The organism is Pseudanabaena sp. FACHB-1998 (assembly GCF_014696355.1).
Lineage (GTDB): Bacteria > Cyanobacteriota > Cyanobacteriia > Pseudanabaenales > Pseudanabaenaceae > Pseudanabaena.
This window is the reverse complement of the sequence record NZ_JACJQA010000028.1, coordinates 327,434-338,458: the sequence shown is the minus strand read 5'-3', so window position 1 is coordinate 338,458 and position 11,025 is coordinate 327,434. Positions and strand designations below refer to the sequence as shown.

9 protein-coding genes and 1 pseudogene are annotated in these 11,025 nt (G+C 44.5%); 6 read left to right on the top strand and 4 right to left on the bottom strand.

Translation table 11 applies throughout. The features are described 5' to 3' along the window. The 5 genes and pseudogenes from H6F42_RS12975 to H6F42_RS12955 all read left to right on the top strand — a co-directional run. Positions 1–495 (top strand): annotated as a pseudogene (locus H6F42_RS12975) (hypothetical protein); the annotation flags it as partial. Then, a complete protein-coding gene (locus H6F42_RS12970; protein WP_190399772.1) occupies positions 413–1,021 on the top strand; it encodes a hypothetical protein in 609 nt (202 codons plus the stop codon). The pseudogene H6F42_RS12975 and the gene H6F42_RS12970, both read left to right, overlap by 83 nt. Positions 1,022–1,233: 212 nt before the next feature. Next, positions 1,234–1,395: a DUF433 domain-containing protein gene (locus tag H6F42_RS21910; protein ID WP_347272307.1), complete on the top strand. Its 162-nt coding sequence runs from the start codon at positions 1,234–1,236 to the stop codon at positions 1,393–1,395. Between the two features lie 140 nt (positions 1,396–1,535). After that, positions 1,536–2,690, top strand: a complete 1,155-nt coding sequence (locus H6F42_RS12960) for an AAA family ATPase (protein ID WP_190399771.1) — start codon at positions 1,536–1,538, stop codon at positions 2,688–2,690. Between the two features lie 2 nt (positions 2,691–2,692). After that, positions 2,693–5,056, top strand: a complete 2,364-nt coding sequence (locus H6F42_RS12955) for a DUF5682 family protein (RefSeq protein ID WP_190399770.1) — start codon at positions 2,693–2,695, stop codon at positions 5,054–5,056. Positions 5,057–5,146: 90 nt separating this feature from the next. Here the strand turns inward: H6F42_RS12955 and clpX are convergent, their stop codons facing one another. The 4 genes from clpX to H6F42_RS12935 all read right to left on the bottom strand — a co-directional run bounded on the left by clpX (position 5,147) and on the right by H6F42_RS12935 (position 9,493). After that, the gene (gene clpX / locus H6F42_RS12950; protein WP_190399769.1) at positions 5,147–6,484 is read right to left on the bottom strand and encodes an ATP-dependent protease ATP-binding subunit ClpX; all 1,338 of its coding nucleotides are present in this window, start codon (positions 6,482–6,484) and stop codon (positions 5,147–5,149) included. A 17-nt stretch (positions 6,485–6,501) separates the two neighbouring features. Beyond that, positions 6,502–7,173, bottom strand: a complete 672-nt coding sequence (gene clpP, locus H6F42_RS12945) for an ATP-dependent Clp endopeptidase proteolytic subunit ClpP (RefSeq protein ID WP_190399792.1) — start codon at positions 7,171–7,173, stop codon at positions 6,502–6,504. 249 nt (positions 7,174–7,422) lie between these two features. Next, a complete protein-coding gene (gene tig, locus H6F42_RS12940) occupies positions 7,423–8,832 on the bottom strand; it encodes a trigger factor (RefSeq protein WP_190399768.1) in 1,410 nt (469 codons plus the stop codon). 262 nt (positions 8,833–9,094) lie between these two features. Beyond that, the gene (locus tag H6F42_RS12935) at positions 9,095–9,493 is read right to left on the bottom strand and encodes an FHA domain-containing protein (RefSeq protein WP_190399767.1); all 399 of its coding nucleotides are present in this window, start codon (positions 9,491–9,493) and stop codon (positions 9,095–9,097) included. A gap of 394 nt (positions 9,494–9,887) precedes the next feature. Between H6F42_RS12935 and H6F42_RS12930 the strand changes: the two genes are divergently transcribed. Next, entirely contained in the window at positions 9,888–10,988 is a 1,101-nt protein-coding gene (locus H6F42_RS12930; RefSeq protein ID WP_190399766.1) for an FAD-dependent oxidoreductase, read from the top strand. The last annotated feature ends 37 nt before the right edge of the window (positions 10,989–11,025 follow it).

Here is an 11,025-nt window from a genome sequence, read left to right as displayed (position 1 = left end):
AATTCATCTAGCAATTCTTTGCGAATATTCATCGGTTTTTGTGTTAGTTATTGTGTGGCTAGATTATCTCTCTGCATACATCCCAGACTTTACACATTTCACTTTACACTCTCGTTTTTGAAGGGACTTGATTTTCCTGTCTTAATCACCAAGCAAGTTTTTAAAAACAAAAATCAATCTACAGGGATTTTGTATTTAGCTTGCAGTAATCTCGACCTAACCGCAACTGACATCAACACAATCTATCAAAAACGATGGAAAGTTGAAGAATTTCACAAGTCTTTAAAATCTAATCTGGCTCTTGCTAAGTCGCCCACGGGCATTGCTCATACTCAGAAAAATCATATCTTTGCTTGCTTTTTTGCTTTTGTTAAGCTAGAGCGCCTTCGGATCAAAACTAAACTCAATCACTTTGCTCTCAAGTCTAAACTCTACTTCAATGCTATTAGGGCTAGTTTCTCTCAACTCCAAAAACTGGCTATTCCTTCCACGTAACATCAGTTCTTTATTTGAAACAGGTGAATTTTTAGTCAAACCTTACAAGGTTGTCTGGAAATCGATCGCTACAGAATTGTGTTGTGCTGTGCAAGGTGCGTTTAAACATGAATTGTTGACTAATACAATTGTGATCCCAGATCATAAACTTGTGATTATTCCCTTTGAAGATTCGGTGGAAGCTCATTATGTTTGTGGATGTTTAAACTCTAGTCCTGCTAGATTTGTCGCTAGTACATATATTGTCAGTACGCAAATTTCTACTCACATCCTTGAATATATTAAAGTTCCTAAATTTAGTGAAAGCAATCCACTGCATCTACAAATTGCTGAAATATCTGAGCAATGTCATGAACAAACTAGTAATAGGAATATCGAACAAGTATTGAATTTAGAAGCAGATCTAGATAGATGTGCTTCTAAATTATGGAAACTTACTGATAAAGAATTGAAGGCAATACAAGACGCTTTGATAAATTCACAGAAATCCAAAAATAGTAAACCAAAGATTGTTGATGAAGATTAGGGTAGTTTAGAATGTTTCTAAACATGAAAATCGCTTAAAACTTGAGGAGAGGAAACAGCAGGAAGAAGGCGATCGCTTACGTTCTCTAATCTCTACCAAAAAACAAGAATTTGAAAAATCTCTTTCTATTTAATCCAGAGTAAAATCGTCTCGCCCCATTCAACAAGGAATATCTAAATATGCTATTACAACGCATCACCATAGACTAGAATATCTGTCATGGCAAACCCTGCATCAGAGGTTTGCGCTATCCCGTTGAGATGATCTTAGAACTCCTCAGTTCAGGCATGACCACCGAAGAAATACTAGAAGACTATGACGATCTAGAACGAGATGATATTTTTGCAGTCCTAGCCTATGTCACTAAAACTTAACTAAGTAAAGAGCATCCACAAAGTTCTTGTATGAAATTCTGTAAAGAACTAGAAGCATTGCTCATCATTCCAAACATTTTGTTAAAATGAGTCGGATCAAAAGACTAAAGGGAACTTAATTCCCTTGATCGTATATTTCTATGAGTACGGAAAAACCAGCCAAGACTTCTAAAACCGCCAAGGCAAAAGTAGACAATACCACAGTAACTACCTCAGTATCAAACCTATTGCGCGAACATGCCGAAAATCAATTTGCGGAAGAATTAGCAGAACTAGCCAAGATTGATACGAAACAACGTCCTCCCAATTGGAAGTTATCGCCTTGGGCTGTGTCTACCTATCTGCTCGGTGGCAAGCTAGATAACGGCTTTGAGGTTTCTCCGAAATATATTGGCAACAAACGTATTATTGAAATTGCGATCGCCACTCTCACCACCGATCGCGCCCTGCTACTATTTGGAGTTCCAGGAACCGCTAAATCTTGGGTGTCAGAACATTTAGCCGCCGCTATTTCTGGTGATTCCACATTGCTGATTCAAGGCACAGCAGGAACTAGCGAAGAAGCAATCCGCTATGGTTGGAACTATGCCCGTCTATTAGCCGATGGTCCCTCAATGGCGGCGCTAGTGGCGAGTCCGATGATGCGAGCGATGGCGGATGGCAAAATTGCGCGAGTCGAAGAATTAACCCGCATTCCTTCTGATGTACAGGACACTTTGATTACGATTCTCTCAGAGAAGACTTTACCGATTCCTGAACTTAATTCGGAAGTACAGTCCACAAGGGGATTTAATGTAATTGCCACAGCAAATAATCGCGATCGCGGCGTGAATGAGCTATCTAGTGCGTTAAAGCGGCGCTTTAATACCGTGATTCTACCAGTACCCGATAGCGCCGATGAAGAAGTGGATATTGTCCAACGTCGTGTGGAAAGTCTCGGTCGCGCCCTCGAATTACCCGCCGAACCTCCCGCCCTCGAAGAAGTGCGCCGCATTGTTACCATCTTCCGTGAACTGCGAAATGGCGTGACCAGTGATGGCAAAACTAAGCTCAAATCCCCCAGCAGTACCCTCAGCACCGCCGAAGCGATTTCGGTTGTGAATGGCGGTTTAGCTCTGGCGGCTCACTTTGGAGATGGTTATTTACGGGCTGGGGATGTGGCTTCTAGCCTGATTGGTGCAGTGATCAAAGATCCCGTACAGGATCAGCTTGTTTGGAAAGAATATTTAGAAACAGTAGTTAAGGAACGGGACAACTGGAAGGATTTATATCGTGCTTGTCGGGAGGCTGATTAAACTTGAACAGCGATCGCCAAACCTCCAATTATAGAGAGAAAGTCCATATTTTCGGCATTCGCCATCATGGTTCGGGTTCGGCGCGGAGTTTATGCCAAGCCCTCGATCAACTGCAACCTGATGCCATTCTGATTGAAGCGCCGCCCGATGCTCAGGCTCTGTTACCTTTTGTGATGAGTGAGGCGATGCACCCACCTGTTGCTATCCTCATCTATGAAGAGCGATCACCCGAAAATTCGGTCTATTATCCCTTTGCGATCTTCTCTCCCGAATGGCAAGCGATTCGCTATGGCTTAGAGCGTGATATTCCGATCAAGTTTATGGATCTGCCCCAAGCTCATCGTTTAGCTTTTAAAAAAGAAGAACAAGAAGAACCTAAAGTTAAGCCTGAGTCCATTGAAACAGAGCCAGAAAGAAGTTCTCAAGAAGATATCCAGCTAAATTCTGAAACACCTCTCGAACTAAATCCTGAATCTGATTTAAGACTCTATCGCAAAGATCCCCTCGGTTGGCTGGCAGAAGTGGCTGGCTTTAGTGATGGTGAGCGCTGGTGGGAATATATGGTGGAACATCGGCGCGATAGTCATGAACTGTTTGCGGCGATTTTAGAAGCGATGACGGCTCTAAGAGAAGAATTAGATGCTGCCGAAGATTTTGCAGAAAGTATGGGCGATCGCCTAATCGAAGAATTGCGTGAAGCGTATATGCGGCAAACTATTCGCACCGCTCTATCCGAAGGCAAAGAACGTATTGCGGTCGTCTGTGGAGCTTGGCACGCTCCTGCCCTCGTAAATTTACCTTCTACCAAAAACGATGCCAATCTTCTTAAAGGCTTACCCAAAGTCAAAGTAGAAGCAACTTGGATTCCTTGGACTTACGGAAGATTAGCGATCGCCAGTGGATATGGAGCAGGCGTAGTTTCCCCAGGATGGTATGACCATCTCTGGCATAACTTCCAGCATAGTTCGAGTCAAGTCGCAATTCGTTGGATTACCCGCGTCGCCAGACTCTTACGCACCAAAGATATTGATGCTTCTTCCGCAAGTGTGATCGAAGCAGTGCGCCTTGCGGAAGCATTATCGGCAATGCGCGATCGCCCCTTAGCGGGATTACCCGAACTCACCGAAGCCATTCAATCGGTATTGTGTTTTGGCGATCCCTTACCGATGCAGTTCATTCATCAGGAATTGATTGTCGGCGATCGCATGGGGAGAGTCCCTGACGATACGCCAATGGTTCCGTTGCAACAGGACTTAATCCGTCAGCAAAAGCGGCTCCGTCTCAAGCCAGAGATCAAAGCCCTAGAGTTAGATTTGCGTAATGCTAATGACTTAGAGCGATCGCATTTACTCTATCGCTTAGCCTTGCTCGATATCCCTTGGGGAAAAACTCAGTACAGCAATAGCAAAGGAACCTTTAAAGAACCTTGGCAATTACAATGGGAACCAGAATTTGCGGTCAGATTAATCGAGGCGGGTGTATGGGGACAAACGATTATCGAAGCGGCGACAGCGTTCACCCGTGATAAAGCCAATGCATCGAAGGATTTACCCACGCTCACGAAACTAGTGGATAAAGTTCTACTTGCTAATCTTGGAGAGGCAGCTAGTTACTTGATGGTGCGCCTCCAAGCAGAAGCAGCGATCGCTTCGGATATCTCTCACCTGATGCAAGCCGTCCCCCCCCTCGCTAACCTTTTGCGCTATGGCAACGTCCGCCAGATCGATACTAATATTGTTTCCCAACTGATGGATGGCTTAATTACCCGTATTTGTGTGGGGTTGCCCGTTGCTTGTGCTTCCCTCAACGATGAAGCGGCGGCGGCGATGTATGAATTAGCGATTGCCGTTAATCGGGCGATCCTGCTCTTACAGAATTCTGAATATGCCGCAGCATGGCACGGTGTTCTCTCTCAACTTGCTGATCAGTCAGGACTGCATGGACTGTTGGGAGGTTGCTGTTGTCGCTTGCTCCTTGATGCTGGTATATTTGCGGCTGATGATGTGGAAACGCGCATGGGCTTATTTCTATCTCTCGCCAATGAACCGAGCCAAGCCGCCGCATGGGTGGAAGGTTTACTTAAAGGTAGTGGTTTAGTATTACTCCACGACGATTGCCTCTGGCAAGTGCTTGATAACTGGGTAACAAAACTTTCAACGGATACTTTTGATTTAGTTTTGCCTTTACTTCGGCGTACCTTTGCCACTTTCCCTGCACCCGAACGTCGCCAAATGGGAGAGCGTGTCAAACGCAATCAATCAAATCAAATCGAGGTAAACAGTACTGCTAATTTCTCTAATCTCGATCTTGAAAGAGCCGATGCAATTTTACCTATGATCGCGCAATTGCTGGGAATTAAGATGTAGCGGATTAGATAGAGAGTGGAAGGTGAAGCGTGTAAAATCTGGGATTTATACAGAATACCCCGTCCGCTTGCGACGGGGTAATTCATTTCTTTAGGCTGTTTCAGGTTTTGGCATTGATGCGGGATGTTGCAAAATTTCGGCAGTCGATAGCTTTTCGACCATTTCGCGAGTGATTAAACAACGAGTCACATCCTTCCGTGAAGGTAACTCATACATCATATCTAGCATCAACTGCTCGACGATACCGCGCAAAGCTCTTGCGCCTGTCTTACGTCGGTAGGCTTCCTTCGCGATCGCCTGTACTGCATCCATCTGAAACTCAAGTTGGACATTATCCATCTTTAAGAGCTTTTGATATTGCTTGATCAAGGCACTACGAGGCTCGGTCAAAATTGCCATTAGAGCCTTTTCGTCCAGAGGATCAAGTACGGCGGTAACAGGCACACGACCGATAAACTCAGGAATCATGCCAAATTTTACGAGATCATCGGGCTGAAGATTTTTAAGAATTTCGGCTGTGCGCTTTTCGCGAGGAATTGACTCACCTTGCTGCACAAAGCCCATTGATTTCTTACCAATACGTTGCTCGATCAGCTTTTCCATGCCCCCAAAAGCACCACCGCAAATAAACAAAATATTTTTGGTGTCAATCTGGATGCAGTCTTGGTAAGGATGCTTACGTCCACCTTGGGGCGGCACGTTGGCGATCGTTCCCTCTAGCATTTTGAGTAAAGCTTGCTGTACGCCTTCCCCTGAAACATCACGAGTGATCGATGTATTTTCGCTCTTACGGGCAATTTTATCGATTTCATCAATATAAATAATGCCGCGCTGAGCCTCTTCGACATCAAGATCAGCAACTTGCAATAGCCGCAGTAAAATATTCTCTACATCTTCGCCCACATAGCCCGCCTCGGTGAGGGTCGTGGCATCAGCAACCGCAAATGGCACATCTAGCATTTCCGCTAAAGTTTGTGCCAATAGGGTCTTACCGCAACCCGTCGGACCAATCAGCAGAATGTTCGATTTTTGCAGTTCAACGCCATCTTCAAGTTGACCTTTACTCGTTGAATCAACGAAACTGAGGCGCTTGTAATGGTTATAAACTGCCACGGACAAAACTTTTTTTGCCTCGTCTTGTCCAACTACGTTTTCATCAAGATAACGCTTGATGTCACGGGGCTTGGGTATTTGATTAAGGTTGAGATTTGCCGCAGTCTTGGTTTTACGCTTCTCATTGGCAGGGTCTTTGCGCTGGGTAGCTTGGGGGGGAGCGCTATTAAACAACTCTTCGTCAAGGATTTCATTACATAAATCCACACACTCATCGCAAATGTATACCCCTGGTCCAGCAATTAGCTTGCGTACCTGCTCCTGCGATTTCCCGCAGAAGGAACATTTTAGATGAGAGTCATATTTACTGGGCATAAGCTATCTCGCTGTGGCTAGACTAGGGATAGGACAGATGATTGAGGGCTATTGGCATTAGTTAAAACGCGATCAATTAAACCATATTGTTGAGCTTCGGCGGGAGACATGAAGAAATCGCGCTCAGTATCTTGCTCAATTTGCTCAAGGGGTTTACCTGTGCTAGCCGCTAACATTTCATTAAGCGATCGCTTAATATACAAAATTTCTCTGGCTTGAATTTCGATATCAACAGCTTGTCCTTGAGCGCCACCGAGCGGTTGATGGATCATGATGCGGGCGTTAGGCAAAGACATCCGTTTACCTTTAGCACCAGATGCTAAGAGAAATGCGCCCATGCTCGCGGCTAACCCCATACAAATTGTGCAAACGTCAGGACGAACATGGTTCATCGTGTCGAGAATTGCCATGCCTGAGTAAACGGAGCCACCGGGGGAGTTGATATACAGATAAATATCTTTTTCAGGATCTTCAGCTTCTAAAAATAAAAGCTGCGACATAATTAAGTTTGCCGAGGTGTCATCCACTTGCGAACCCAAGAAAACAATCCGTTCGCGCAGTAAGCGCGAGAAAATGTCAAATGCTCTCTCGCCTTTACCTGATTGTTCGACTACCATTGGTACGACCTGATTTTGGGTCGAGGCGATCGCAAAATTATTTGATGTTAATTGACTAGATAAAGAGAACATGCGTTTTGAATTCACCATGATTTTGATGCACTAGCCCAAGGAAACTTGGAATTTGTCTACCTATCCAAAAGCTATTATGCCTTAAAAATTGTAGTGGTATGTGAGTTAGGTATTTCCGCAACCTGAATTTTTAAAGAATCATATTAAAACCACATTAAATAAGGGGGCTTTAAGCCCCCTTATTTAATGTGGTTTTACCCAATAAAGAAATGGCGTAGCCATTTCTTTATTGGGTATTAGTTTGTATATTTAGGCTTCTTCAGAAGTAGCATCGACGGTAACTACATCGCTGTCGTCTTCTGGGGCGATCGCCTCTAAAGTTTCCGCAGGGGGCGTGAGGGAGCCTTGCTCAACTAGCTCAATCTCTGAATGTTCGATGAGCCACTCCACCGAGGTTTCGGTCAAGATTTCTTCGCGAATTAAGCTCTTCAGTCTGGCGGGATCAATATTAGGATCTTTGAGCTCAGCTAAAGTATTCGCAACTCTCTCGTTTAATGCGGCTTCATCAACGGTAAGGTTTTCTTGCTTGGCGATTTCATCGAGAGCGACCTTGCGTCTGATCCGATTAACGGCTTCAGGTTGATTAAGGCGACGCATTTCTTCAACTAATTCCTTAGTGAAAAGTTGCTTTGCCATCGCGGGATCGATGCGATCTTGCAGATAGCTAGCTTGCTGTCTGACAAGGAAATCTAGTTCTTGCTGGATTAAAGTTACAGGCAATTCAACCTCAAGTTCGGCGGTTAGCGCCTCAAGCACAGCACGCTCTTTATTAGCTTTAGTCTTAGACTCCGCTTCATCGGTAACGCGCTTTTCTAGGAGTTCACGCAATTCAGCGATCGTTTCTTTGTCACTAATCGACTGGGCGAACTCATCATCAAGGGGTGGTAGTTCCCGACCCTTGATCGACTTGATCGTAATTACATATTTAATTTCCTTGCCGACATATTCTTCGGGGTAATAGTCTTGAGGGAAAACAGATTCGACTTCAATAACTTGGTCGATCGCTGCGCCAATGATTGCTTGCACAACTTCAGGGATGAAAGCTTTTTCATCAACATCTAACTGAAAGTCATCTTCGCCTGCTTCGGGGAGTTCTTCGCCTGTAGCGCGATCAAGTACTTTGAGATCGACGGTGACTACATCATCTGCCTCAACAGGACGATCTTCAATGGGGACTAAGGTAGACTTGCGGACTTGAAATTCACGCAGGGTGCGATCGACTTCTGTAAGATCAGGCTTAATTTCTTCAGCTTTAACCGTAAAGCCTTGATATTTGGCAAGGCTAACTTCAGGCTCCACATCGATCGCCGCCTTAAAGGATAGCTCCTGTCCGGGGGTGAAGGTTTGGACTAGGGTTTCAATATCGGTGATTAGTTGAAAGCCGCCCAAAGCCTTTTCTTTAACTTCTTTGTTTTCACTAAGGGCTTCGTTTAAGGTTTTTTCTAGTAGCTCTTCAAGAACATTTGCTTTGAGTCGCTGACTACCAACTTGTCTGAGTACAAGCTGCTGTGGGGCTTTGCCTTTACGAAAACCGGGGACTTGCATCGTCCGTGTCAAGTCTTTGACAATGCGATCGTATATTGCTTGAGACTTTGTCCCTTCTACTTGAATGTCAAAACCAATTTGACTAGCGGGAAGCTTCTCTAGAGTGACCTTCATTATTTAAATATGCCTAGATTAAGTATGCCTAGATTGAATATATCTAGAAATCAAAAAACATTTTTGGGATTTGTGACAACTTCTGTCAACGCTGTCAGCAAGTGTCAAGTTATGCCAAGTCTATAATATTACGATATTGTTGATACTTTAAAACCAAATAATTTTGAGAAAAACTTACAAACTAAGCTTTTCTCAAAACTATTTAGATACCCTCCCAGAAGCTAATTTGCCCTCGTCGAGAGCAAATTAGCTTCTTGAGTGTTTACTTGCGAGCCATAAAAGTGGGGCGACCATCGGTTGGCTTGTGGGGTGTGGCAGGCTGGGTGGCAACTTCATTATGGGAAGGTGTCATCGATTCCGAGCCATCTAGCAAAATTTGCAACTTGGGACCAGTGGTAGCAAGGCGAATAGTTACGCCACTCTGAACTCGTGTTTTGTCAATTTGCTGTTCCTCGATATATGTCCCATTTGCCCCAATATTAACAATTTCCCAATATAAAGAATGACGATGTAGTTCGACATGGTATCGCGAAACAACAGAGCTATATAGAATCACGTCATTGTCGCCAGAGCGTCCGATCTTGATCACAGGCTCCGATTCAAATTTCCATGTTTGGATAGGAATAGCTTCGACAGGATGCAGCAAATTAAGCGTAATCACGATTTTTATGCAAAAATTTTGCGGGTTTAAAAGTTTTTGACTGCAAATGCTACAGGATTTGCATTGATTCAAATCTATGTCAAAAGTTTAATATCAAAAGTCTATCACTGACTTTCGGAAATTGTTAATCGCAGCAATCAAAACCTCAGATAAAAGTTGCGGCGCTTTGAGCCGCTACTTTTATAGCTGTGGTCACTTGCATTAGCACAAATCAAACCCCAGAAGCGAGTTGCGGCGCGAAGCGCCGCAACTCGCTTCTGGGTGTGTGTCTTAACAAGAATGGCAACAGCTATATCTGGGGTTTAAGGGACTTGCAGTAAAATAAGGAACTGATTTTTTGAGGCGCGGCAAGCTACACCTCAAAAAATCAGTTCCTTATTTATTTTAGATATCCATGACGACTGTCACAATTATTGGCTGTGGGGCGATCGGGGCGATGCTTGCCTACGAGCTAAGTAAAGATTTAGATGCTAATGCGCTAGAGGTGACAGTGCTAGAGGCTCAGTCTCAACCAGCGATGCAAGCCACAGGGGCTTCTTTGGGGGTATTGATGGCGGCTTCTAGCTCCAAAGCAAAGGGGGGATTGGTTAGTTTACGCTTGGCTAGTTTGAGGAGATTCGATCGCCTCATTACCGAGTTAACCCAGCAAACTAATCGCCAAATACTCTACAACCGCCATGGCATTTTAAATTTATCGCGATCGCCTGAGGCGGAGATTAAAGCGCGATCGCTGATCGAAATTCGCAAAGCACAGGGCTTTGAATTGCAATGGCTTGAACAAGATGACATGTCTCAACGGTTTCCGCAGTGGTTAGCCGATGGTGGTTTATTTAGTCCTTGCGATCGGGCGGTGCATCCCAAGCAATTAGTTGAGGCTCTAGTGGAAGCGGCTACTCAAAATGGGGTGAAATTTTGTTGGAATGTACCCGTTCAGGATTTGGGAAATATTAAAAGCGATCGCCTTGTAATTACTGCGGGCTTGGGTAGCAATGCCTTAGTTGCGCCTTATTTACCCAAATCAGAGCAAGATTTGTTAATACCTGTGGGCGGTCAAGCTTTATTAGTCAAAGTGCCTGACTTACATCTCCAAAATATTATTCATGCCGAGAATGAGGATAGCTCGGATATAAATTCCGATATAAATATTGTGCCGCTAGGCGGCGATCGCTACTGGATCGGCGCAACGCTGGAATTTGAATATGAGGTATTGCCACGCCCCGCAAATGTGCAGTTTTTGTTAGATCAGGCGATCGCTTGGTGTCCTGCTTTTGCTCAGGCAGAAGTTTTAGAGACATGGGCTGGCGATCGACCTCGCCCCCAGTGTGTAAAAGCGCCAATTTTAGGTTTTTTGCCTAATCATCCCCGCATTTTGCTAGCAACAGGGCATTATCGTAACGGGGTAATGATGGCGGCGGTAACGGCACAAATTACAAAAGATTTACTGCTATATGGTTCTAGCGATCTGCCTTGGCAATCCTTTGCCCTCAGTCCGTAAAGATTTTGCAATTTAACAAAGAAGAAAAAGGGCATAG